This window comes from Pseudomonas sp. ADAK7 (assembly GCF_012935675.1).
GTDB lineage: Bacteria > Pseudomonadota > Gammaproteobacteria > Pseudomonadales > Pseudomonadaceae > Aquipseudomonas.
Genome location: NZ_CP052861.1, coordinates 3,559,108 through 3,583,402, shown reverse-complemented (window position 1 = coordinate 3,583,402; position 24,295 = coordinate 3,559,108). Strand labels below are relative to the sequence as shown.

At 59.6% G+C, this 24,295-nt stretch carries 24 protein-coding genes; 17 read left to right on the top strand and 7 right to left on the bottom strand.

Annotated features, from left to right (window positions below; all coding sequences use genetic code 11):
* Window positions 1-40: 40 nt before the first annotated feature.
* Window positions 41-1,186 (bottom strand): LLM class flavin-dependent oxidoreductase, encoded by a 1,146-nt coding sequence (locus HKK53_RS16675; RefSeq protein WP_169371731.1) that lies wholly within the window; start codon window positions 1,184-1,186, stop codon window positions 41-43.
* A 157-nt stretch (window positions 1,187-1,343) separates the two neighbouring features.
* Between HKK53_RS16675 and HKK53_RS16670 the strand changes: the two genes are divergently transcribed.
* From HKK53_RS16670 to HKK53_RS16640, 7 genes are all read left to right on the top strand, one after another.
* Window positions 1,344-2,219: an NAD(P)-dependent oxidoreductase gene (locus HKK53_RS16670; RefSeq protein WP_169371730.1), complete on the top strand. Its 876-nt coding sequence runs from the start codon at window positions 1,344-1,346 to the stop codon at window positions 2,217-2,219.
* Window positions 2,220-2,438: 219 nt separating this feature from the next.
* Complete coding sequence (locus tag HKK53_RS16665; RefSeq protein WP_169371729.1) at window positions 2,439-3,596, top strand: acyl-CoA dehydrogenase family protein; 1,158 nt, start codon at window positions 2,439-2,441, stop codon at window positions 3,594-3,596.
* 133 nt (window positions 3,597-3,729) lie between these two features.
* On the top strand, window positions 3,730-4,833 hold the full coding sequence (locus HKK53_RS16660) for an efflux RND transporter periplasmic adaptor subunit (RefSeq protein ID WP_169371728.1): 1,104 nt from the start codon (window positions 3,730-3,732) through the stop codon (window positions 4,831-4,833).
* The gene (locus HKK53_RS16655; RefSeq protein ID WP_169371727.1) at window positions 4,830-7,904 is read left to right on the top strand and encodes a MexW/MexI family multidrug efflux RND transporter permease subunit; all 3,075 of its coding nucleotides are present in this window, start codon (window positions 4,830-4,832) and stop codon (window positions 7,902-7,904) included. Before HKK53_RS16660 ends, HKK53_RS16655 begins: the two co-directional genes overlap by 4 nt.
* A gap of 9 nt (window positions 7,905-7,913) precedes the next feature.
* Window positions 7,914-9,365, top strand: coding sequence for an efflux transporter outer membrane subunit (locus HKK53_RS16650; RefSeq protein ID WP_169371726.1), 1,452 nt, complete (start codon window positions 7,914-7,916; stop codon window positions 9,363-9,365).
* 129 nt (window positions 9,366-9,494) lie between these two features.
* Entirely contained in the window at window positions 9,495-9,857 is a 363-nt protein-coding gene (locus HKK53_RS16645) for an ArsR/SmtB family transcription factor (protein ID WP_133838436.1), read from the top strand.
* Window positions 9,858-9,939: 82 nt separating this feature from the next.
* Window positions 9,940-10,470, top strand: a complete 531-nt coding sequence (locus tag HKK53_RS16640; protein ID WP_169371725.1) for a chorismate--pyruvate lyase family protein — start codon at window positions 9,940-9,942, stop codon at window positions 10,468-10,470.
* Between the two features lie 137 nt (window positions 10,471-10,607).
* On the opposite strand, the gene HKK53_RS16635 is transcribed toward HKK53_RS16640, so the two are convergent.
* The 5 genes from HKK53_RS16635 to HKK53_RS16615 all read right to left on the bottom strand — a co-directional run bounded on the left by HKK53_RS16635 (window position 10,608) and on the right by HKK53_RS16615 (window position 13,580).
* Complete coding sequence (locus HKK53_RS16635; protein ID WP_169371724.1) at window positions 10,608-10,883, bottom strand: helix-turn-helix domain-containing protein; 276 nt, start codon at window positions 10,881-10,883, stop codon at window positions 10,608-10,610.
* An 83-nt stretch (window positions 10,884-10,966) separates the two neighbouring features.
* Window positions 10,967-11,473 (bottom strand): flavin reductase, encoded by a 507-nt coding sequence (locus HKK53_RS16630; RefSeq protein ID WP_149657701.1) that lies wholly within the window; start codon window positions 11,471-11,473, stop codon window positions 10,967-10,969.
* A gap of 181 nt (window positions 11,474-11,654) precedes the next feature.
* Window positions 11,655-12,026: a MerR family transcriptional regulator gene (locus HKK53_RS16625; RefSeq protein WP_169371723.1), complete on the bottom strand. Its 372-nt coding sequence runs from the start codon at window positions 12,024-12,026 to the stop codon at window positions 11,655-11,657.
* A gap of 48 nt (window positions 12,027-12,074) precedes the next feature.
* Complete coding sequence (locus HKK53_RS16620) at window positions 12,075-12,650, bottom strand: NAD(P)H-dependent oxidoreductase (protein ID WP_169371722.1); 576 nt, start codon at window positions 12,648-12,650, stop codon at window positions 12,075-12,077.
* Window positions 12,651-12,695: 45 nt separating this feature from the next.
* Window positions 12,696-13,580: a LysR family transcriptional regulator gene (locus tag HKK53_RS16615; protein ID WP_169371721.1), complete on the bottom strand. Its 885-nt coding sequence runs from the start codon at window positions 13,578-13,580 to the stop codon at window positions 12,696-12,698.
* A 201-nt stretch (window positions 13,581-13,781) separates the two neighbouring features.
* Here HKK53_RS16615 and HKK53_RS16610 point away from each other — a divergent pair, with 201 nt between their 5' ends.
* The gene (locus HKK53_RS16610; protein ID WP_169371720.1) at window positions 13,782-14,546 is read left to right on the top strand and encodes a sulfite exporter TauE/SafE family protein; all 765 of its coding nucleotides are present in this window, start codon (window positions 13,782-13,784) and stop codon (window positions 14,544-14,546) included.
* Here the strand turns inward: HKK53_RS16610 and HKK53_RS16605 are convergent.
* Entirely contained in the window at window positions 14,536-14,850 is a 315-nt protein-coding gene (locus HKK53_RS16605; protein WP_169371719.1) for a putative quinol monooxygenase, read from the bottom strand. The genes HKK53_RS16610 and HKK53_RS16605 overlap by 11 nt on opposite strands.
* A 161-nt stretch (window positions 14,851-15,011) precedes the next feature.
* Here HKK53_RS16605 and HKK53_RS16600 point away from each other — a divergent pair, with 161 nt between their 5' ends.
* The 9 genes from HKK53_RS16600 (at window position 15,012) to HKK53_RS16560 (ending at window position 24,292) form a co-directional block, all read left to right on the top strand.
* Window positions 15,012-15,602, top strand: coding sequence for an NAD(P)H-dependent oxidoreductase (locus HKK53_RS16600; protein ID WP_169371718.1), 591 nt, complete (start codon window positions 15,012-15,014; stop codon window positions 15,600-15,602).
* A gap of 156 nt (window positions 15,603-15,758) precedes the next feature.
* Entirely contained in the window at window positions 15,759-16,670 is a 912-nt protein-coding gene (locus HKK53_RS16595; RefSeq protein ID WP_169371717.1) for a LysR family transcriptional regulator, read from the top strand.
* A gap of 103 nt (window positions 16,671-16,773) precedes the next feature.
* Complete coding sequence (locus HKK53_RS16590; protein ID WP_169371716.1) at window positions 16,774-17,667, top strand: NAD-dependent epimerase/dehydratase family protein; 894 nt, start codon at window positions 16,774-16,776, stop codon at window positions 17,665-17,667.
* Window positions 17,668-18,063: 396 nt separating this feature from the next.
* Window positions 18,064-19,785, top strand: coding sequence for a carbamoyltransferase family protein (locus HKK53_RS16585; protein WP_169371715.1), 1,722 nt, complete (start codon window positions 18,064-18,066; stop codon window positions 19,783-19,785).
* Window positions 19,786-19,846: 61 nt separating this feature from the next.
* Entirely contained in the window at window positions 19,847-21,022 is a 1,176-nt protein-coding gene (locus HKK53_RS16580; RefSeq protein ID WP_169371714.1) for an MFS transporter, read from the top strand.
* A gap of 1 nt (window position 21,023) precedes the next feature.
* Window positions 21,024-21,698 carry an HAD family hydrolase gene (locus tag HKK53_RS16575; RefSeq protein ID WP_237150574.1) on the top strand — a complete coding sequence of 225 codons (675 nt, stop codon included), beginning with the start codon at window positions 21,024-21,026 and terminating at the stop codon, window positions 21,696-21,698.
* Window positions 21,695-22,333, top strand: coding sequence for a YdcF family protein (locus HKK53_RS16570; RefSeq protein WP_169371712.1), 639 nt, complete (start codon window positions 21,695-21,697; stop codon window positions 22,331-22,333). Before HKK53_RS16575 ends, HKK53_RS16570 begins: the two co-directional genes overlap by 4 nt.
* Window positions 22,334-22,348: 15 nt before the next feature.
* Window positions 22,349-23,806 (top strand): N-acyl-D-amino-acid deacylase family protein, encoded by a 1,458-nt coding sequence (locus HKK53_RS16565; RefSeq protein ID WP_169371711.1) that lies wholly within the window; start codon window positions 22,349-22,351, stop codon window positions 23,804-23,806.
* Window positions 23,807-23,923: 117 nt separating this feature from the next.
* The gene (locus HKK53_RS16560; protein ID WP_169371710.1) at window positions 23,924-24,292 is read left to right on the top strand and encodes a glyoxalase superfamily protein; all 369 of its coding nucleotides are present in this window, start codon (window positions 23,924-23,926) and stop codon (window positions 24,290-24,292) included.
* Window positions 24,293-24,295: the final 3 nt, after the last annotated feature.

The following is a 24,295-nucleotide window of genomic DNA, read 5'->3' as shown; positions in this document are numbered from 1 at the left end:
CAACGGCCCTCGATTGATCGAGGGCTGTCGCCGGGTAGGTTTATCGACCGGTGACGGTGTCGTGGGACGTGGTTTTCAAACCGGGTCGCCGGTCAAGTTCAAGCATCTGTGTTGAATGCAAATGGGCCAGGCGATTGGCGTGGGTGGGGGCTTCGGCCGCCAGCGGCGAACGGCGTTTGCGGGTTTCTTCGCGCAGTACCGGCAGCACTTCGGCGCCGAACATGTCGAGTTGTTCCAGCACGGTTTTCAATGGAATACCGCCATGGTCGAACAGGAACAATTGGCGCTGGTAGTCGCCGAAATGCTCGCGAAAAGTCAGGGTCTTGTCGATGATTTCCTGAGGGCTGCCCACCGACAACGGGGTCATCTCCATGAACTCTTCGAGGGACGGTCCATGGCCGTACACCGGGGCGTTGTCGAAGTAGGGACGAAACTCGCGTCGCGCATCCTGGGAGTTGCGGCGCATGAAGATATGCCCGCCCAGGCCGACGATGGCTTGCTCGCGCGTGCCGTGGCCGTAGTGGGCAAAGCGTTCCCGGTAAAACTCGACGAGGGCAATGAAGTGTTCGCGGGGCCAGAGGATATGGCTGGCGAAAAAACCGTCGCCGTAATACGCCGCTTGTTCGGCGATTTCCGGGGTGCGGATCGAACCGTGCCAGACGAAGGGCGGCAAGTCATCCAGGGGGCGGGGAATCGAGGTGAAGTTCTTCAGCGGTGTGCGGAAACGACCGCTCCAGTTGAGGTCTTCTTCGCGCCACAGTCTGTGCAGCAGCCGATAGTTTTCCATCGCCAGCGGCAGGCCGTCGGCGATGCTTTTGCCGAACCAGGGGTAGACCGGCGCGGTGTTGCCGCGACCCAGCATCAGGTCCATGCGCCCGCCACAGAGGTTTTGCAGCAGCGAGTACTCTTCGGCCAGGCGTACCGGATCGTTGGTGCTGATGAGGGTGGTGGAGGTCGAGAGAATGATGCGTTGGGTCTTCGCCGCGATGTACGCCAGCAGCGTGGTCGGGGAAGAGGTGATGAACGGCGGATTGTGGTGCTCGCCGGTCGCGAACACATCAAGCCCGATGTCCTCGGCTTTTTGCGCGATTTGCACAGTGGCCTGAATGCGCTGAGATTCACTTGGGGTACTGGCGTTGGTCGGGTCTTGCGTGACGTCGCCAACGGTGTAGATCCCGAATTGCATAAAGCCTCCTTGCCTTGCGTATAGGTATGTTTGAAACCAGTGCTCCGAAGGTTAAATACTCGAGGCACTTGAAATGTACGCCTGTACACGTACAATCGCAATTCTGATTCGCCGTGCAACGGACATTCCGGGCACCTGACACCGACAGGAGCAAGACATGGAACTGGGTTTTATTGGTTTGGGCACGATGGGCGCACCGATGGTGCTGAACCTGCTGAAGGCCGGTCATCAGGTCCGCGTGTGGAATCGCTCGCCAGCGCCGCTGGAAGCATTGGTGCAGGCCGGCGCTCAAGCGGTCGACAGCCCGGCACTGGCGGCGCATTCCGAGGTGTTGATCTCGATGCTGGGCGACGATGCCGCCATTCGCTCCGTGTTCATCGATGCCCAAGCGCTGGATGGCCTGGCGCCGGGCAGCGTCCATGTGAACATGTCCACGGTGTCGGTGGCGCTGGCTAAAGAACTGGCGGCCTTGCACGCCGAGCGCGGAGTGGCTTATGTGTCGGCGCCGGTGCTGGGGCGAGTGGATGTCGCCGCGGCCGGCAATCTGAATATTCTGGTGTCCGGGCCTGCCGATGCGTTGGCGCGGGTGCAGCCGTTGTTCGATGTGTTGGGGCGCAAGACCTGGCCGTTCGGCGAGTGTGCAGAACTGGCGTGCGTTGCCAAGCTCTCGGCCAACCTGATGATTGCTGCGGCGATCGAATCCACGGCCGAGGCCTCGACCCTGGCCAGCGGCTACGGCATCAGCCGTGCAGCCTTCATCGAGATGATCACCTCGACGCTGTTTGCGGTGCCGGTCTACCAGGGTTACGGAAAACTGATGGTCGACAAACAGTTCGAGCCGGCGGGGTTCAAATTGTCCCTGGGCTTGAAGGACATTCGCCTGGTGCTGGAGGCGGGGGAAGCGGCGCAGGTGCCGTTGCCATTTGCCAGTGTGTTGAAGGACAACCTGCTGGATGGAATGGCCCACGGCCAGGGCGATCAGGATTGGGCATCGCTGTCGGAGGTGAGCGCACGACGCGCCGGCGCACGCTAATACCTTAATGTTTAAAAGCCGTAACTTCGCTGCAAGTTCGGATGTTTTTTTTCGCCTTTGATTATTGTCAGCGCTTTCTAAAAAATATGTATTGCTCCTGATAATAACGCTTGCCAATGTACGACTGTAGACGTACATTTTTCACGGGGTTTAATAACAATAAAACGTTGTCTGTTTTTTCGTCTGCTGAATGTTAATAAATAATAGCTAGGAGCCGTTATGAAAAATCTAATGCAATGGAATAACCTTCCCACCGAATCCAATGAATGGCTTGAGAAGGTACGTGCACTGAACCCTTTGATCCTTAAACACCGGGATTACAGTGAGCAGACGAATGCGACTCACAAGGATGTGATGTCTGAGCTTTTCAAGGAAGGCTTTGCCCGGACCTCCGTGTCCAGGGCGTTTGGCGGTTCTCAGGTCGATATCCAGACCACCTCGGCCATGCTGCTGGAGTTTGCCCGGCATGATGCTTCCGTCTCCTGGCAACTGGCCGTGCAAGTGGCGATGGGGCGTCTCTCCGACTATTTGCCGGAACACACCTCCGAAGCCATCTACAGCACCTGCAACGGTTTTGTGATCGGTGCAATCCACTCCGGCGGCGAAGCATTGCCCGTGGGCGACGACTACCTGTTGAGCGGCAAATGGGCCTTCGCCAGCGGCTCGGCCCACGCCGACTGGCTGGTGTGCACCGCCACCGTCAAAGGCCCGGCCGACGGCTCTGCACCAGAGGTGCGGATGTTTTTCGTCCCGGCCAGCCAGTGCAAGATCAACCACACCTGGGACACCCTGGGCATGCGCGGCACCGGCAGCAATCACTTTGAATGTTCACAGGTGCTGGTCAACAAGGCGTTCTCCCTGGACGTCGAAACCCTGAAAAAATCCCCGGAAATTCGCAGCTCCCGCGCTTATGCCACGGGCTACTACGAGTTCGGCACGTTGGCGGCGATGTCCACCGTGCTGGGCGTGGCCCGGGCGGCGGTCGATCACTTTCGCAATGACCGCGCGGTGAATACCGACCCGGGCCTGGAAGGGGTGATTTTCGAGAAGACCGGCCGCGCCATTTCCTCGGTGCACACCGCACAGCTGTTGCTCGAAGACGCTATCTGCCAAGTGATCAACCGCGGTGAAACCATCGGTGAACCGGTGGGCGCGCGCGTCGGCCTGGCCGCTTCGGTCCTCACGGAAAACTCGGTGAATGCGGTCAACCAGATCTACGCGCTGGCCGGTTCCAAAGCCGTTTATAAAACCAGTTTCCTGGAACGTTGCTTCCGCGATATCCATACCGGTTCAAAGCACTTCACCTTGTCGCCTTTGAACTTGCACGGTATCGGCAAACTGTACCTGGATAAATCCAACGTACTGATTGCGGCCTGATCCGCTAATAAACAAGTTCGGCGAGTTATGAGTGATTGATCACAGGGATTAATAACTCGCCGGGTTTGTGTCGCATCTTTTTTCTTAATTCTTCAACTTTTGTGCTCGCAGTAAAGAGTCAAGGGAGTGCCACATGCTTGCTCGAAATATAGTTAAAACGCTGGTCTTTATTATCTTCGTCGTGATCATTTCCAGCGCATTGGGCTGGCGTTTCTGGTCACCGGCTCCGGCGGCTGCCGAGCAACGAATCCCCAGTACCCGGGTCGGTCTGGCCCAGGTCAAGAAACAGCCGTACACCTACTACCTGGAAGCGATCGGCAAGCTCGAAGCGCAGCGCCAGGTATTGGTGTCGGCCGAAGTCAGCGGCAAGGTGGTTGATATCGATTTCGAGTCCGGCGATGAAGTGAAGGCCGGGCAAGTATTGCTGACCCTTAACGATGCTCCCGAACAGGGTGAGTTGGTGCGCTTGAAGGGCGAGTTCGAATCCGCCCGGGCACAATTCGCTCGTGTGCAGGAACTGGCCAAGACTGGTGCCGAAAGCCGCCGTGCCTTCGACAGTGCCCGCGCCCAACTGGATGCCGCCAAAGGTGATATGGAGCGCATGCAGGCGCAGATTGCCCAGCGTCATATCCGTGCACCGTTCGCCGGCACCCTGGGCATTCGCCAGGCGCATCTGGGGCAATACCTTGAAGCCGGCGGCGCTGTCGCGACGCTGACCGACCCGGGTGTGCTGCGGGTCAACTTCACCCTGGCCGAGCGCGATGGTTCCCGCGTGGAACTGGGCCAGACCGTGCAGGCCAAGGTCGATGCCTGGGCCGATGTGAAGTTTCAGGGAAAGATCGTGGCGGTCGATCCGCAGATCAACCAGTCCCACACCATTAACGTCCAGGCGGTGATTACCGACACCAAAAAACTGCTGCGTCCAGGCATGTATGCCCGGGTTTCGGTGACGCTGCCGCAGACCGCGGAATTGCTCATCCCGGAAACCGCCATCACCTACAACGCCTACGGCGAAAGCGTGTTCGCGGTGTACCTCGACGAGGCCGGCGTGACCAAGGTCAAGCGTGAAAGCATCAAGGTCGGTGAGCGTCGCGATGGCTGGGCAGTGGTCAACAAAGGCTTGACCGAAGGCGTGCAAGTGGTGACCTCCGGGCAGTTGAAGCTCCATGACGGCGTGGCGGTGGAAGGTGTTCCGGACACGATTGGTCTTAACCTCGCAACCGGGTCGAAACAATGAAATTTACCGACATCTTTCTACGCCGCCCCGTGCTGGCAGTGGTGGTCAGTACGCTGATCCTGCTGTTCGGTGTGCGCGCGTTAATGAACCTGCCGATCCGCCAGTACCCGATGCTGGAGACGTCGACCATCACGGTCACCACCCAGTACCCCGGCGCCTCGTCGGAACTGATGCAAGGCTTTGTCACCCAGCCGATCAGCCAGGCCGTAGCCTCGGTCGAGGGCATCGACTACCTGTCGTCGTCATCGACCCAGGGTCGCAGCCTGGTCACGATCCGCATGGCCCTCAACAGTGACTCCATCTCGGCGTTGACCGAGGTGATGGCCAAGGTCAATCAGATCAAGTATCGCTTGCCCAAGGATGCCTATGACCCGGTGGTGGAACGCACCTCGGGCGGCTTCACCAGCGTGGCCTACGTGGCGTTTGCCAGTTCCAACCTGACCATCCCGGAGATGTCAGATTACATCTCCCGCGTCGTCGAGCCGATGTTCGCCGGTATCGAAGGCGTGGCGAAAATCAACATCATGGGCGAGCAGAAACTCTCGATGCGCCTGTGGCTCGACCCGCAACGCCTGGCCGGTTACGGCATGACCGGGCAAGACGTTTCGAAAGCCATCGAAGGCAATAACTTCCAGGCCGCACCGGGGCAAGTCAAAGGCCTGTACGTGGTCAGCAACCTGCGGGTCAACACCGACCTCAACAGCGTCGAAGATTTCCGCGACATGGTGCTGCGCAACGACAACGGTCGGATCATTCGAGTCCGCGACGTGGGCACGGTCGAGCTGAATGCGGCCGCGACCGACACCAGCGGTTCGATGAGCGATGTTCCGGCGCTGTTCCTTGGCCTCGACGCGGCACCGACCGGCAACCCGCTGGTGATCGTCAAGCGTGTGCGAGAACTGATCCCGCAGATTCAGGAAACCCTGCCGCCGGGTGTGACCGTACAAATCCCGTTCGAAGTGGCGCACTTCATTCAGTCCTCGATTGACGAAGTGTCGTACACGTTGCTCGAAGCGCTGGTGATTGTGGTGCTGGTGATTTACCTGTGCCTGGGGACGTTCCGCACCGTACTGATTCCGTTAGTGACCATTCCGCTGTCGATGCTCGGCGCGGCGATGTTGATGCAGATGTTCGGTTTCAGTTTGAACCTGCTGACCTTATTGGCGATGGTGTTGGCCATCGGCTTGGTGGTGGACGATGCGATCGTGGTGGTGGAAAACGTCCACCGACACATCGAGGAAGGCAAGACCCCGTTCGATGCCGCGTTGATCGGTGCCCGTGAAGTCGCGGGGCCGGTGGTGGCGATGACGTTTACCCTGGCGGCGGTGTACGCGCCGATCGGCTTGATGGGCGGCCTGACCGGCACGCTGTTCAAGGAGTTCGCGTTGACCCTGGCTGGCGCGGTGGTGATTTCCGGCATCGTCGCGCTGACGTTGTCGCCGATCATGAGTACCCGCCTGCTGGATGCGAAAAGCAGCGAAGGCTTCATGGCCGTCAAGGCCGACCGCTTCTTCCAGTACTTGGCCCGGCGTTACGGCGCGTTGCTCGGCGGTTCGCTGGCTCGACGCTGGATCAGCCTGAGCGTGGCCCTGGTGATCTTTTTCAGCCTGCCGTTCCTGTATCGCTCGGCGCAGACCGAACTGGCACCGCTGGAAGACCAGAACATCCTGCTGACCGCCATCAAGGCGCCGCAGCATGCCAACCTCAACTACCTGGAAGCCTACGCCCACAAACTCTACGAGACGTTCAACGAGATTCCCGAGGGTTACAGCAACTGGGTGGCCAACGGTTCCGACGGGCTGTCCAACAGCGTCGGCGGGATCAACCTGGTGGACTGGGAAAAACGCGGTCGCGACGCCAACACCATTCAGCCCGACTTGCAGGCGAAGGTGAACCAGATCGAAGGCACCAGCATCTTTGTGTTCCAGATGCCGCCATTGCCGGGCTCGACCGGCGGATTGCCGGTGCAAATGGTCATTCGCAGCGATCAGGAATACCTGGCGTTGTTCAACGTGATGGACCAACTCAAGCAGGCGGCCCAGGCCAGTGGCTTGTTTGCGGTGGTGGACAGCGACCTGGACTTCAACAACCCGGTGGTGGAAATCCAGATCGACCGCGCCAAGGCCAACGCCCTGGGCATTCGCATGCAGGACATCGGCGAGACCCTCAACAGCCTGATCGGCGAGAAATACGTCAACCGGTTCTCCTTCCACGGGCGTTCCTATGACGTGATTCCGCAGTCGATTTCCGCCGACCGCCTGACCCCGGAAACCCTCAAGCTGTATTACGTGAAAGACCAGAAGGGCAACCCGGTGCCGCTGTCGACACTGGCCACCCTGAGCATGAAGGTCGAGCCTAACCGCATGACCCAGTTCAACCAGCAGAACTCCGCCACGTTCCAGGCCATTCCGGCACCGGGCGTGACCTTGGGCGATGCCGTGGGCTTCCTGCAAAAACAATCGGAAAACTTCCCGGCCGGCTTCAGTTTCGACTGGCAGTCCGATGCGCGTCAGTACGTGCAGGAAGGCAACAGCCTGGTGTTCACCTTCGGCCTGGCCCTGGTGATCATTTACCTGGTGCTGAGCGTGCAATACGAGAGCTTCCGCGACCCGTTCATCATTTTGATCAGCGTGCCGCTGTCGATCTGCGGGGCCTTGGTGCCGCTGGCGCTGGGCATGACCTCGCTGAACATCTACACCCAGATCGGCTTGATCACCTTGATCGGATTGATCAGTAAGCACGGGATCCTGATGGTCGCGTTCGCCAATGAATTGCAGCGCAAGCAAGGCATGGACCGCGTGCAAGCGATTCAACATGCCGCGCAAGTTCGCCTGCGGCCGATTCTGATGACCACCGCTGCGATGGTGGTGGGCCTGGCGCCGCTGTTGTTCGCCAGCGGAGCCGGTGCCAACAGCCGCTTCGGTCTGGGTCTGGTGATTGTGGTGGGGATGCTGATCGGCACGCTGTTCACGCTGTTCATTCTGCCGTCGGTTTACACCTTGCTGAGCTCGATCAAGCAGCCGGCTCGCGCTGTAGAAACTCACTCGGTCAGTGCGCCGCAACCCATCTGAGGAAGTTGTATGTATCGGATTACACGCTTCATGCTGGCGCCGCTGGCCGCTTCGATCCTGTTGACGGCCGGCTGTGTGAACTACGCCGGGATCGATCATCAGGGCCAGATGCTGTCGATTGACCAGGCGTCCTCGAACAGCCTGAAAGACACGCTGCCGCCCGCCAATTGGCCGCGTACCGATTGGTGGTCGTCCCTCGGCGATCCACGCCTGGGGGCCTTGATCGAAGAGGCTTACGCGAGCAACCCGGATTTGCAGGAGGTCTCGGCGCGGGTCGCCAAGGCCAATGCGTTCCTGGATTTGCGCGATGCCGAGCGCTACCCGGAAATAGACGCCTCGGCGGGTGTCACCCGTGGGCGTCTGTCGAAGTTCGAGGACTACAGTGGCGAAGGCCACAAGTACTTCACGGCGCGCAACCTGGCGGTCAATTTCAACTACAACTTTGACCTGTGGGGCGGGCAGCGCGCGGCCTGGGAATCGGCGCTCAACAGCGCCATGGCGGCGGAAGTCGACCTGCAGTCGTCGAAGCTGATTCTGACGGTCAACGTGGTCAAGGCTTACAACCAGCTGGCTTATGCCTGGCAGGTCTCGGAACTTAATCGCCGAGACCTGGCGCGCTTGAGCAAACTGGTGGAGTTGTCGGACTCACGCTACAACTCGGGGCTGGACAACCTGTCGCAACTGAAACAGGTGCAAAGCCTCAAGGCCCGTTCGGAATCGACCCTGATCGGTGCGCTGGACGATATCGAAATTGCGCGGCTGCAATTGTCCGTGCTGGTGGGCAAGGGCGTTGATCGTGCGCAAGGCATCGAGCGTCCTTCGACCTTGCAAGCCAGCGTGGTGGCGCTGCCCGCGCAACTGCCGGCGCAGTTGCTCGGGCGCCGGCCGGACATCGTCGCGGCGCGCTGGCGGGTGGAGGCCGAGAACAAGAATATCGACGCGGTCAAAACCACGTTTTATCCCAACATCAACCTGGTTGCCGCCGCGGGCACGCATGCCTTGTCCGGTGATGCGATTTTCGCCAGCGTCAGCAAGTTCTGGAACATCGCACCGACAATATCCTTGCCGATTTTCGATGCCGGGCGCTTGCGTTCCGACCTCAAGGCCGGCAACGCCGAGCTGGATGTTTCCATCGCGCACTACAACCAGGTGCTGACGTCGGCGCTGCACGAAGTTGCGATCTCGGTGACGCAATTGCGCTCCTTCGAACAGCAGATCGTGGTGCAACAGGATGCGTGCGCGATTGCCCAGTCCTCCTATGACCTTTCGCAATCGCGCTACAAGGCCGGGGAAGATACGTTCCTCGACGCGCTAAATATCGAGCAACAATTGATTCAGGACGAGATGCGCCTGGCTTACCTCAACAGCAAGCACGTCGACAGTTCGATTTCATTGATGGCAGCGCTTGGCGGCGGCTTCCAGGAGCCTGAATCACCCTTGGCGAAGAACACCGAACAGTAGCGTTCAACGGGCTGTAGCGCCCGGGGCGTTTATCGCGGGAGAAGGGATCTTTGTGTATAGTCTTACTGTTCTCGTATAGACGAATTCACGCATGACTTTTCCCGCCTATATCATCAAAGGTACCTACCTATGAACGTCCCGAATCACCCCAATCAGGACCAGATCTTGTTAGAGAATGTTCTGTCCGCGCTGGGGAGCCCGTTGCGCCTGACCGTGTTGAAGGTGTTGGCCGATGGCCAGGAACATCCCTGTGGCCGGATCCTCAAGGGCGCATCGAAGTCGACCATGACCCACCACTGGCGGGTCTTGCGCGACAGCGGCCTGATTTGGCAACGGCCGTACGGTCGGGAAAACCTCTTGTCCCTGCGCCGCGAGGACATGGACCTGCGGTTTCCCGGGCTGCTCGATTCGCTGCTCACCGCGGTCAAGTTCGATGAACAGACCGTTGATGTCATCAGCAAGCATGAAGTCACTGAAGATGCCGACGCTTGAATGCAGTTGATCCGCCGCACGTGAAGGGCAGGGCCCTTCACGGCAACCAACCGATTCACGATCACCAGGGAGGTGTGTGAGCATGGGAACGAATCATTATTGGTCATCTGGACCGTTGTCGGAGTTGACCGCGCCTGAGCATCACTGGCTGTTTTTGCCCGGCGCGCTGACCCCGCGCTTGAAAGCCATGGGCGACTATTCCATCGAAGTGCTCGAGCAGTCGCATACGCTGCTCAACCATGACGAAGCGGAAGCGCTTGATGTACCGCCGGCGTCCACCGGCTGGGTGCGCGAAGTGGTGATGAAGATCGACGGCGAGGCCTGTGTCACGGCGCGCAGCCTGACCAGTGTGCCGGCCCTGAGCGCCGATTGGGCGGAGTTGAACGGGTACGGTGGCCGACCGCTGGCGGAGATTCTCTACCGCTCCGAGCAGACCCTGCGCGAACCGTTCCAGTGTGCCTTGCTGACCCCCGGCGCGCCGTTGGCGGCGCTGTCCTATCGTTACGCGCCACACGCCAAACGGCTGCTGGCCAGACGCTCACGCTTTACGCGCAACGGCTCGGCCTTGTTGGTCAGCGAGTGTTTTCTGCCGGCGTTCTGGGCGCGGGTCTAGTTCAACATCAGGCTCGGCAACCGAGCTGGAAAAACCACCAAAACATCATCCCCCAAAAGATCATTTCCCGGCCGCTATTCATCGGGCGGCGAACCCTTGGCCGTTGGCCGGCCAAAGGGTTGTCTGCCTGAAAAGTCTCAGAGGCTGATCACCGCTTCAATCTGGCTGATGGCGGGGGTGAGAGCCAGGGCCAGTCTTTCCGCTTTCGACGTCGGGCGCATCGTGTTGCACGAGCGCAGGAACAGCGGGTCATCAAACTTCTTGCGCAAGCGCGCCAACGAACCACTGATTGCCGGTTGTTTGACGTGCAGGCGTTCGGCCGTGCGCGAAACACTTCGCTCGCGAAACAACACCAGGAAAATGATGATCAGGTTCAGGTCCAGATCCGCGAAGTTGTCTTCATTGAATAACATGGTTTCATCCCTGTCATGACCCGGTTGCGGACGAGCTGCCGGCCAGCAAAAACCGGCGGCAGTCACGCAAGTCGGGGCATCGGTTACTGATCGGGGGCCAAGCGCATTTCGTCGTTGAGACGGTAGTAATTGCGATTGAAATAGACCAGGCCTTCCTTGGCTTCGCTGTGTTTGAGTTCGAGGATTTCACAGTAAAAAATGCTGTGGGTGCCGACCTCGTCAATCTTGCTGACGCGGCAGTCCAGATTGACCAGCGCTTCTTCGATGGCCGGCGAGCCGGTGACCAGGGTCTGGCAGTTAACGCTGGAGAAGCGTTCCTGCATGGTCAGCTGACGGTTGGCGAACGCACCGGAGGTGGATTGATGGCCCCCGGTCAGCACGTTCACACAGAGCACGCCGTTGGTTTTGAAATGCTCGTGGTTGGCCGAGGCGCGATTGACGCACACCAGCAGCGTCGGCGGTGAATCCGTCACGCTGCACACGGCAGAAGCGGTGAAGCCGAAACGGCCCGCGGGGCCATCCGTTGTGACGATAGTGACGGCGCTGCCCAGCATCGCCATTGCGTTACGAAACTCCGATGAATCAACCATAGCGTCCCCTTCATTCCTTGTAGGTTATTGGAGCTGATCCGTTCTTCCTTGACCGCTGTCGCTGTGCGAAAACGGCTATCGGACAACACGTTCGCTCCGCAGCTATAGTACGTATGTTGTCGTACCTTGCAAGTTATTCCTTGTGCTTATTTTGCATTGATTAACGTACGGACAATGGCGTTCAAATTCCCTCTAAAGGGCAGTGTTTCCAGGCGTTTTGCAGGCTGTCTTCAAACTCGACCAATTGTGCGTGCCGCTGGGTCAGCGCCGCGATCTGGTCGTGGACCTCGCGCTTCTTGTCCGTGATCGCCTGCTGCGCGTCGGTCCATGCCAGCGGCTGGCCGGATTGGCCGGCGAAAATCGCCTGCAACTCCTTGAGCTTGAAACCCAGTTGCTGGGCGCACTTGATGATGCTCAGCAGATCGACGCTCTGTTGGTCATAAACCCGGTAGTTGCCCTGACGCCTCGCGGGCGGCAACAGGCCGATGGCCTCGTAGTGACGGATGCTCTTGATGGTGGTTCCCGAACGCTGCGCAGCCTGGCCGATGTACATGGAAAGTCCTTTTTTGCCGTGGGTAAACCGGGCCCATTATCGGCAGACTTATTGACTGGCGATAGCCTGGGCTCGCAACAGCCAGGCTTCGCGCTGACCGGCGCTGGAGCCCAGGATCGGGCCGAAGGTGAGCGTGCGCCGGGGTTCTATGCCACAAAACGCCAGGGTGGTTTTACGGATCTGGTGCAGCCCCGGCATGCGATAGACCCAACGGTAATACCAGGGAGGCGTGTCCATCGTCACCAGCAAATGCGCGCTGCGACCGTGCAGGAGTTTGTCGGGAAACGCCTTGCCTGCGCGGTACTTGAAGGCAAATCCGGGCAAGAACACCCGGTCGAAAAAGCCCTTGAGCAACGCCGGAATCCCGCCCCACCAGATCGGATATACCAGCGTCAGGTGTTCGGCCCACAGAATGTCAGCCTGAGCCCGGCGCAGATCGGCTTCCAGCGGTTGGACCTGTTGATAGCCTTCACGCAGCACCGGGTCGAAATCCAGCTGGCCGAGAAACAACTGCCGCACTTCGTGTCCGGCGCGCAACGCCGATTGCGCATACCGCTCGGCAAGCGCGCCGCAAAAGCTGTTGCTCGAAGGATGACCGAGAATCACCAGAATCTTCTTGCCCATCGTCTGCGTCCTTGAAGATCAAACCTCAAGGGTAAAGTCTGCCCCTCAGGGGAGAGTCAAGGCGTGCAGCAAGGCGTTGGCATAACCGGGCAACGCAGCGAAGTCCCGGGCGCACAGCAGCAGTTTGCGCTGGGCCCAGGGCTCGGTGAGGGCGATGCTTTTGAACGATTGATGCGCTGCCCCGCGTTCGACGGCGGCCAAAGGCACGATCGCCAGTCCAGCCCCTCGGGCGACCATGCGCATCACGCCATCGAAGCCGTCGGCGCGGATGCGGATCTGCATCCGCGAACCGGTATGCAGCGCCTGTTCCTCCAGGTAAACCGCCAGCGCGCTGTTGGCACTCAGTCCTACGTAATCGTGGCGCAAGGTGTCGCTGAAACTGACTTCGCCAGCGTCGGCCAAAGGGTGATTGCGGGGCAGGATCAAGACCAGCGGGTCATCGCGAAAGGGCCGGGTTTGCAGGTCGTCGGTGTCTATAGCGTCGGAGACGATACCGAGGTCTGCCGCCCCTTGGCGCACGGCGTGGGTAATGCGGGCACTGGGCAGTTCCTGCAAGTCGATGTCGAGGTTGGGATGCTCGCGCAGAAAGTCCGCAAGCAACTCCGGCAGGTATTCAGTGATCGCCGTGGTGTTGCACAAAAGCCGCACCTGGCCTTTGACCCCTTTGGCGTAGTCGGCGAGATCCTGTTGCATGCGCTCGGCCTGTTGCAGCAGCACCCTGGCGTGTTGCGCCAGTGCCTTGCCGGCGGGCGTGGGCGTGACGCCGCGGCGATTCCTTTGGAGAAACGCGATACCCAGCGAGGCCTCCATGGCGCGGATGCGGGCACTGGCGGCAGCCAGGGACAGATGCGTGCGGCCGGCGCCGGCGGTGATGTTGCCGGTGTCGAGGATGTTCAGGTAAAGGTGCAGGTCGGTGAGGTCGAAGTGCATAGGGATTCCACAAGATCGTTCCCACGTTCCGCGTGGGAATGCCTCACTGGACGCTCCGCATCCGCTTCGGCAAGTGACGCGGTGCGTCACGGGCTGCGTTCCCGCGCAGAGCGTGGGAGCGATCGAGCCTCCGTCATATCAAGAGGCACCCTCAGTATATGGCAGATTTTCAAGCCAACCGTTCAGGCGCAGGATTGCCCCATGAATACTCTCGCCGCGTTCTACCAAAACCTCGGTCTGGCCTTGTCTGTGCTGGTCATCGCCACCTTCCTGCTCGCCGGCATGATCAAGGGCGTGATCGGCCTCGGCCTGCCGACCATCGCCATGGGCTTGCTCGGTCTGGCTATGGCGCCGTCGCAGGCTGCCGCGCTGCTGATCATTCCGGCGACCCTGACCAACGTCTGGCAACTGGCCTTCGGCGGGCATTTGCAAGGACTGATCAAACGCTTGTGGCCGATGCTGCTGGCGATTTTCATCGGCACTGGCGCCGGCACGTTGTGGATCGGCATGGCCGGTGGGCATTGGGTGGTGCGGGGATTGGGGGCGGCGTTGTTGCTGTACGCCTTGAGCGGACTGTTCCTGCCAACGTTGCGCGTGGGCAGTCGCACCGAGCGTTGGCTCGGCCCGGTCTGCGGCGTACTGACGGGAGTCATCACCTCGGCCACCGGCGTGTTTGTGATTCCGGCGGTGCCTTATCTGCAAGCACTGGGCTTGAACAAGGATGAACTGGTGCAGGCGCTGGGGCTGTCGTTCACCGTCTCGACCCTGGCGCTGGCTGCCGGCCTGTTCTGGCGCGGTGCCCTCGGCGGTGGCGAGTTGAGTGCCTCGCTGTTGGCGCTGATCCCGGCGGTGCTCGGCATGTTGCTCGGGCAATGGTTGCGTCAGCGGATCAGCGCCGTGCTATTCAAGCGGGTGTTCTTCATCGGCCTCGGTGTACTCGGCGGCCACTTGCTGATCAGCGGCTAGCCGACGACGGGCTGAGCATGTTGATGGCGCGGATATCGAAATCCCGCTCCAGGTAGTCCATGCGCTGATCGCGGAACTGCTTCATGTGCGGCAGGTTCGAGTGCACGTCCAGATGCGCCTGGGATTCCCAGATTTCATAAAAGATAAACAGCGTCGGGTCCTGCTGGTCGCGCAGCATGTGGTATTCGATGCAACCGGGTTCGGCGCGGCTCGGCTCGACATAGGCGCGAAACAGCGCTTCAAAGGCCTCGGCTTTTTCCGGGCGGGTCTTGGCGTGCAGGATGAAGCCTTGTACATCACTCATCGAAAAAATCCCTCGAATTAACAATCGGCGCAAGTCTATGGCAACAATCGCCTGTCGATTCGTGCGTTTTGGTCAAATGAATTTTGTGAGTTTGGCGCTTATTCCGCGCGAGGCGGATCGTTACTCTGCCGCCATCGAATTCCAACCTTCCGAGACCTCCCATGAAAAAAGTGCTCTTGCTCAATGGCGGCAAAAAGTTCGCCCACTCCGATGGCCGCTACAACGCCACCCTGCACGATGCCGCGCTGAGCGTGCTGGATCGCGGTGGCCTGGACGTGAAGACCACGTTTATCGACGAGGGCTATGACCTCGCGGAAGAAGTCGCCAAGTTTGTCTGGGCCGACGTGATCATTTATCAGATGCCGGGCTGGTGGATGGGCGCGCCGTGGACCGTGAAAAAGTACATCGACGAAGTCTTCACTGAAGGCCACGGCAGCCTCTACGCCAGCGACGGTCGCACCCGTTCCGATGCGTCGCAAAAGTACGGCAGCGGTGGTTTGTTGCAGGGCAAGCAATACATGTTGTCCCTGACCTGGAACGCGCCGCAGCAAGCCTTCGACGACCCGACCGACTTCTTCGAAGCCAAGGGCGTGGACGCGGTGTACTTCCCGTTCCACAAGGCCAACACCTTCCTCGGCATGACCGGTTTGCCGACCTTCCTGTGCGTGGATGTGATGAAACGCCCGGACATCGAAGGGGATGTGAAGCGCTATGAGCAGCATTTGGCTGAGGTGTTTGGCCTGTCTGTTTAAGTTTTCCGGCTACTATCCGTCGCAACGGCGGGAAAGATCGCAGCTCGCGGCAGATCGCGTACACCCGGTGGTTCAGGGGGACGCAATCCTTGTAGGAGCTGCCGAAGGCTGCGATCTTGGCGATTCATGCCACGCCGATTCGCAAAGAGGACCCACGTGAAAGCCAGATCCGATGAATTGCAGATCTTCGTCTGCGTGATTGAATGCGGGTCGATTTCCGCTGCGGCCGAGCAGGTCGGGCAAACGCCTTCGGCAGTCAGCCGCACGTTGTCGCGCCTGGAAGCCAAGCTCGACACCACGCTGATCAACCGCACCACCCGGCGCATGGACCTGACCGAGGAGGGCAAGTATTTCTTCGAACACGCCAAGCTGATTCTCGATCAGATGGACGAACTCGAAGAACGCCTCAACTCCCGCCAGCAAACCCCGTCCGGACGCCTGCGCATCAATGCCGCATCACCGTTCATGCTGCACGCCATCGTGCCGTACATCGATGAGTTCCGCCGGCTCTACCCGGACATCCAGCTCGAACTCAACAGCAACGACCTGATCATTGACCTGCTGGAACAAAGCACCGACATCGCCATCCGCATCGGCGCGCTGGCCGACTCGACCTTGCACGCGCGTTCCCTGGGTTGCAGTCCGCTGCACATCGTCGCCAGCCCGGCGTATCTCGAGCAACACGGCATACCCGTTGCCGTTGCCGAACTCAACGACCACACGCTGCTCGGCTTTACCCAGAATGAAGGCCTCAACCAGTGGCCGCTGCGCCATGTGCACGGTGATCGCTGGCCGATCAATGCGGCGATCAACGCCTCCAGCGGCGAGACCGTGCGGCAGCTGGCGCTGGAAGGCCAAGGCATCGCCTGTCTGTCGGATTTCATGACTCATGCGGACATCCGCGCCGGGCGCCTGAAGGAAGTGCTGGCGGATTTCAACAGCGGTTATCGCCAGCCAATCAACGCCGTGTACTACCGCAACTCGCAACTGGCCCTGCGCATCCAGTGCTTCCTGGACTTCATCCAGAGCAAATTGGCGGTGTATGCGAATTCTGATTTCAAAGGCTGATTCGTGATCCCTGCGCAAGAGTGAATTGGGCCAGCGGGGATTTTTCGACACGGATCGGTCGTTGATACTCGTTGCATCACTTATTCACGCAGGGAGTTTCTCCATGAACGTATTCGTTACCGGCGCTGCCGGTTTTATCGGCGGCTCCATCGCCACGGGTCTGGTCCAGGCCGGCCATCACGTTACCGGTTTGGTACGCAGTGCCGAACAAGCCAATGAACTGACCGCGCTGGGCATTACGCCAGTGATCGGCACCCTCGATGACAGCGCCTTGCTGGCCGAGCAGGCCCGTGCCGCCGACGCCGTGATCAACGCCGCCAGCAGCGACCATCGCGCCGCAGTAGAAGCCCTGCTCGATGCATTGCGCGGTTCCAACAAAGTGTTCCTGCACACCAGCGGTTCGAGCATCGTCGGCGATGCGTCGGGCGGCAAATCCAGCGACGTCATCTACTACGAAGACAGCCTGCCGGCACCCACCGTCGACAAGGCCGCCCGCGTGGCCATCGACAACCTGATCCTCGCCGCCGCGAAGGACGGGGTGAACTCGGCCGTCATCTGCAACACCCTGATCTACGGCCACAGCCTGGGCGTCAAGCGCGACAGCGTGCAGTTGCCGCGCCTGCTCAAACAAGCGCAAAAAAGTGGTGTGGTGCGCCACGTCGGCACTGGCCAGAACATCTGGTCCAACGTGCACATCGAAGACGTCGTAGCGCTGTACCTGCTGGCGCTGACCAACAACGTCCCGGGCACGTTCTACTTCGTCGAAAGCGGCGAGTCTTCGTTCATCGACATGACCACCGCCATGGCACAAGCGCTGAATTTGGGCCAGCCGCAAGATTGGCCGCTCAAGGATGCCGAGGCCGAGTGGGGTTATGAAATGGCCAACTATGGCCTGGGTTCGAACAGCCGGGTGCGCGGCAAACATGCCCGTGAACAGCTGGGCTGGGCGCCGAAACGGACTTCGGTGACCGAGTGGATCCTCCACGAAATGGTCTGATCTAACTGCTGGCTAATACATGGCCCGCCGACGAGCAATACGCTTGTCGGCGGGTTTTTTGTGTCTGGCTAATCAAACTATTTTTCTGCTGCTGAAATCCCCGTAAACAGGGGAGTTCACGAAGGTATTTAATTTTTAGTTTATATCTCATGAGGTCATTCAGATATTTCTTACTAGGCTGTCACCCGGATAAACATAATTAAAGCCAATGGCAATAAATAATCTCTTTGCCTTCTCGTAAAGGCATATCCCGAGCGAATCGTCTGACTTCGCCGCTTCAAAATTTATGACGTTCGGCATTGATGCCTTAATCCGTTCATAAGCCCAGGCTAGAGCGCTGCGCTCATCGAGCGTAGGCACAGTCATCACTGAAATTGGCAAGAACAAGGAGCAGTTATGATCATTTTAGGCATTACTAACAATGATTTGTCGGGCGCCTGCCTGGTACGTGATGGCCTGATTCTTTCGGCGGTCAGTGAAGAGCGATTCACTCGCATAAAAGATCACAAGGTATGGCCGACCAAGTCCATAGAGTTTGTACTTGGCCAGGCGGGGCTATCACTCGAAGATGTCAATTATGTTGCCTATGGATGGAATGCCGGTTTCAGTGCCGATAAACACCTTGAGTTGTACTTTGATCGCATCGTTGAAGAAGTCAGGAATAATCCGCAAGGGCTGGCACAATTCCGACAACGTATAACGGATGAAGTAAAAAACGATAAAGAAAAAAGAACCGAGTTTGACGAATTTATTACCGCCAATGATTTGACCGGCAAGGCTTATTATATTGACCATCATGAATGCCATGCCCTCGGCGCCTATGTCTGCTCACCGTTTGACGAGGCGTTGACCCTGACCTGCGACGGCCGCGGTGATTTCCAGTCCTTGACCGTGACCTGGTACAGCCCCAGCGAAACCAGCGTGTTACAGCGCGAAACCAGCGTCGACAGCTTGGGTTATTTCTACGGTCGGATCACCCACTTGCTCGGTTACAAACCCAATCGACATGAAGGCAAAGTCACGGGCCTCGCTGCCTTTGGCGATCCGCAAAAGCTGCTGGGGGTGATGCAGCAAATGATCCGTTTCGAAGACGGGCGCATCAAGGCCTGCTGCGGCGACCTGTTCCTGCCTTCCTACAACCACTACAGCGAACCGTTGGAAACCCTGTTCGCCCGGGAAACCCCCGAAGACATCGCCGCCGCTGTGCAACGCCACACCGAAGACCTGCTGGTGGCGACGGTTACCCATCACCTCGCGCAAAAAGGCAGCACCAATCTGTGCCTGGCCGGTGGCGTGTTCGGTAATGTGAAACTCAATCAGCGCCTGCGCGAAATTCCCGGGGTGAAAAACGTCTACGTGTTGCCGTGCATGGGCGACGGTGGCCTGGCATTGGCGGCGGCGGTCGGGGCGGCGTACCTGGAAAACGGCACTCGCTTCAAGAACCCGGCGATGACCCTCGGGCCGGAATCGCGCAGTGTTTCGCAGAACATCAACCTGATCACTCGCGACTACCCCGAACTCGGCTACCACACGCCGTCGAACATCATCGAGGTCCTGACCGAGGCGCTGCTGGAGAATCAGGTGCTGGGCATGTTCAAGGGCAAGATGGAATTCGGCCCGCGTTCGCTGTGCAACCGCAGCATCGTCTATCACGCCCAGGATGCCGAGGTGAACGATTGGCTGAACAAGCGCATGCACCGCACCGAATTCATGCCGTTCGGCCCGGTCACGGCCATTGAGCAGGCCGCAGCGTGCTACGTCGGCTGGGATGAGGAGCAGGTCGCGGCAGACACCATGACCATGACCTACGATTGTCATCCGCAGTTTCGCGAGGCCAGCCCAGCGGTGGTGCACATCGACGGCACCGCGCGACCGCAGATCATCCGCCCGCAAGGCGACGGGTTCATGCATCGCCTGTTGAACGCCTGGCATGACAAGACCGGCCAGGCCGCCCTGATCAACACCTCGTTCAACCGGCATGAAGAACCGATAGTGTGTTCATCCCAAGACGCACTGGATGCGTTGAAAGACGGCATGGTCGATCTGGTGGTGATGAGTGAAGCGCTGATTGTCTGGCGCAAAGGCAAAAACAGCTTCACCCAACAACGCTTCGAATAAGGGATCGTTTTCAGGGCTCCAGTGGAGCCCTGCTCTGGAGCATTGAGCGTATGGTTGACGAATGTATTTGATCTTTTTCGGGTTCTTTGCGGCAGAGGGGATTATCTATCCGTTCTGGCCGACCTGGCTGGATTCCCTGGGATTCAGCGCCAGCCAGATAGGCCTGCTGATTGCGGCGGCTTATTGGCCCCAGGTGTTTACCGGGGTATTTATCACTTACGTGGCCGACTGGCGCGTGGACCAACTGCGTCTCGCGGCTTTTCTCGGTTTCTCGGCGGCGTTCTGTACGTTGCTGTTCTATTTCATGCCGGCGCACCTGTGGATATTCGTGTGCCTGAGCGTGCTGTTTGGCGGGCTGTGGATGGTGGTGTTGCCCCTGTCCGAGTCCTATCTGCTCAAGCGTGACAAGCAAGCCTTGCAGAACTACGGCTGGGTGCGGGCGGTGGGTTCTTCGGCCTTTATCCTGACCTCGACCCTCGGCGGTTTGTTGTTCGCGCACTACAGCCAGTCCTGGGTGCCGATCGTGATTGCGGCGAGCATGTTGTTCACCGCGCTGGCGTGTTTGCGCTTGAAGCATCAAGTGTCCAGGGCGCATTTGCAGCCGGCCAGCCGCACGATTAAACGACCGGACTGGAAGGCGCTGTTTGCACATAAAAGTCTGCTGATCGCGATTGCCGCCGCCAGTTTTATCCAACTGAGCCACACCTTGTACTTTTCCACAGCGTCGATTGGCTGGGGCGTGAAAGGCTACTCTTCGGCCTACATCGGCGCGTTCTGGTCGGTGGCGGTGCTGGCGGAAATCACCTATTTCGCGCTCTCCAATAAAGTCCTGTCGTTCTGTTCGCCGTTGTCGATCGTGATCTTTTCCAGCGTCTGTGCAGCGTTACGCTGGGCGTTGTTTTCCAACAGTGATGCGGTGTCGGTAATTCTGCTGGGGCAGTGTCTGCACGCCCTGAGTTTTGCCGCGTATCACTCGGCGATCATGCGGTTTATCCGTGACCATGCGCCGCAAGACATTCAGGTCTTTACTCAGGGCGTCTATTACTCCCTGGCGGTTGCGCTGCCCATGGGCCTGGCCACGCCTTTTGCCGGCTATCTGTACGAAACGCAGCCGCAGTGGTCCTACTACGTGATGGCGCTGTTTGCCTTGATCGGCACAGTGCTGGCGTTTATTGCTCATCAGAAGATGCGAAGTTCAACTCATGACACAACGAACGTTTACAGCCGTCTGCTTTGATATGGATGGCGTGCTTATCCAGTCCCGCGACGTCATCGAATTCGCCTGGACCAGCGTCGCGGGGCGCTACGGCGTGGCCGTGGACCCGGCGTTTATCACCGAACACATTCACGGCCGCCCGGGCGGTCATACCATGCAGGCGCTGTTCGGTCAGTTTGACGAGGAACAGCGCGTGGCGATCAAGCAGGAAGTGGATGCCGTCGAGCAGGTGTCAACCTGTGCGCTGGTGCCGGGAGTGGCCACGTTTATCGCCCAACTGAAGGAGTGCGCGGTGCCCATGGCCCTGGTCACCAGCAGTTGGCGTGCGCGAGTCGACAACGTCTTGCAGCAACATAATCTGACCGCAGTGTTCGACAGCATCATCTGCCGCGACGACGTGCGCAGTGGCAAGCCGGCGCCAGATGCCTATCGTTTGGCGGCGGCACAACTGGAGCGCCAAAGCGATGAATGCCTGGTGTTCGAAGACTCGGTCAGCGGCGTGCAGTCGGCGATCAGCAGCGGTGCGCTGTGTGTCGGCATCGGCGATGATTCGACGTTGACCGATCACGGCGCGGCGCGGGTGTATGCGGATTTCACCGCGCTGCCGGTCGCGCTGACCGATCTGGGGCCTCACGTCTTTGGCAATAGCGGTCTGTTCATCAGTGGGCGGGTTGCCCAGAGGTTCGCCCGCTCATGACGCCGACCCTGCAGCACGCCACTGTCCTGTGGGACTTCCTCGGGGCCGGGCGCCAGCACCAGGCTTGCGAACTGATCGTGGTCTGTGGCTCCTACGATTTGCGGGTTTGCGATTACGCCTGCGAACTGCTGAAAAAAGGCATCGCCCCGCATCTGCTGTTCACCGGCAATACCGGCAACTGGACGAAGCATTTGTGGGAGCGCACCGAAGCCGATATTTTTGCGCAACGGGCCCTGGCGCTTGGGGTGACGACGGATCAATTCACCCTGGAACCGCGCGCCACCAACTTTGCCGAGAACATCGCATTCGCCAAGGCGCTGTTTCCTCAGGTGCGTCGCGCGACGTTCCTGACCAAGCCGAATTCGATCCGCCGTGTGGCCTTGACCTTGCCTGTCCAATGGCCCGAACTGCAGGCTTGGGTGGATGCGCCGTCGTTCAGTTTTCCGGGGGAGATCAGCAACCTGATCGGGGTGCTGGGGCTGATCGACGAAATGGTCGGGGATGTGCACCGCATCATGGTTTACCCTGCGCTGGGCTTCCAGGCCGAGCAGGTGATTCCCGACGAGGTCCAGGTCGCCTGGCGTTACCTGGTGGAGCAAGGGTTCGATCACCATTTGATCAAGGGCAGGAGTTGAGGCCTGGAGACTGACATGCTGTACGACACGCTGATTCGCAACGCCCTGGTTATCGACGGCAGCAACACGCCCGGTTATCCCGCTGACGTGGCGATCCTGAACGGCCGCATCGAGCGCATCGGCGACTTGCACGACGCGCGCGCCGCGGATGAAATTGACGCCGCTGGCCGGGTGCTCGCGCCGGGTTTTATCGATGTGCACACCCACGACGACACCGTGGTGATCCGCCAGCCGCAGATGCTGCCCAAGCTCAGCCAGGGCGTGACCACGGTGATCGTCGGCAACTGCGGGATCAGTGCCTCGCCGGTCAGTTTGCGCGGCGATCCGCCGGACCCGATGAACCTGCTCGGCACACGTGCTGCGTTTGTTTATCCGACGTTCCGCGACTACCGCGCCGCTGTCGAAGCAGCGAACACCACGCTGAATGTGGCGGCGCTGGTTGGCCACACCGCGCTGCGCAGCAATCACCTTGATGACTTGTTTCGTACTGCCACTGCGCAGGAAATCAGCGCGATGCGCGAGCAATTGCGCGAGAGCCTGGAGGCGGGCGCACTGGGGTTATCCACCGGCCTGGCCTATGCCAGCGCGTTTTCGGCGTCCACTGACGAAGTGATGCAACTGACCGAAGAGCTGAGCGCTTTCGGCGCGGTCTACACCACCCATTTGCGCAGTGAATTCGAACCGGTGCTGGAGGCCATGGACGAAGCGTTCCAGATCGGCCGACACGCGAAAGCCCCGGTCATCGTGTCCCACCTCAAATGTGCCGGTGTCGGCAACTGGGGTCGCAGTCCGCAACTGTTGGCGTCCCTTGAGCACGCGGCAAAAACCCATCCGGTGGGCTGCGATTGTTATCCCTACGCGGCGAGTTCCTCGACCCTGGACCTCAAGCAAGTCACCGATGCCCACCGCATCACCATCACCTGGTCCACGCCGCATCCTGAAGTGAGCGGCCGCGATCTGCTCGACATCGCCGCCGAGTGGGGCATGCCACTGCTCGACGCCGCCCGCCGCCTGCAACCGGCCGGTGCGGTGTATTACGGGATGGACGAGGCGGATGTGCGGCGGATCCTCGCCCATCCGTTGTCGATGGTCGGCTCCGACGGATTGCCGGAAGACCCGTTTCCCCATCCGCGTTTGTGGGGCGCATTCCCGCGGGTGCTCGGGCATTTCAGTCGTGATGTCGGACTGTTTGCGCTGCACACCGCCGTGCACAAGATGACCGGGTTGTCGGCGGCGCGTTTCGGCTTGAAGGAACGCGGTGAAATTCGTGAAGGGCATTGGGCGGATCTGGTGTTGTTTGATCCATTGACCATTCGCGACGTGGCGGATTTCCATGACCCGCAGCGGGCGGCGGAAGGGATTGATGGGGTTTGGGTCAATGGTGTGTTGAGTTACAGCGAAGGCCAGGCGAACGGTAAAAGGGAAGGGCGGTTTCTGGCGCGGGAAGGGGATTTGCGCGACGGTTTCCGGTAAACATTCCGAGAGCCGTATCACAGTGATGGCACTGTGCAATTAAAGAATCCTCGCGCCAAGCCGAAGCGCTGACATCCAGCCCAGCTACACTGGGCCTTTTCAACCAGGGAGCAACCCATGAGCTTCGGCAAAACTACACCGATCCTGCGGATTTTCGACGAGCGCAAAGCCGTGGAGTTTTACGTCGACTTCCTGGGCTTCAAGATCGACTGGCAGCATCGTTTCGAAGCCAATTTCCCGTTGTACCTGCAAGTCTCCCGGGGCGAATGCGTGCTGCACCTGTCCGAGCATCATGGCGATGCCACGCCGGGTTCGGCATTGCGCATCGAGACCGATGAACTGGAAGCCTTCCAGCAGCAACTGAGCGCCAAGGACTACACCTACGCCAAACCGCAGATCCAGGCGACGCCATGGGGCAGTCAGGACCTGACCGTGACCGATCCGTTCGGCAATCGGTTGGTGTTTACCAATGCGATTTGTGTGTGAGTT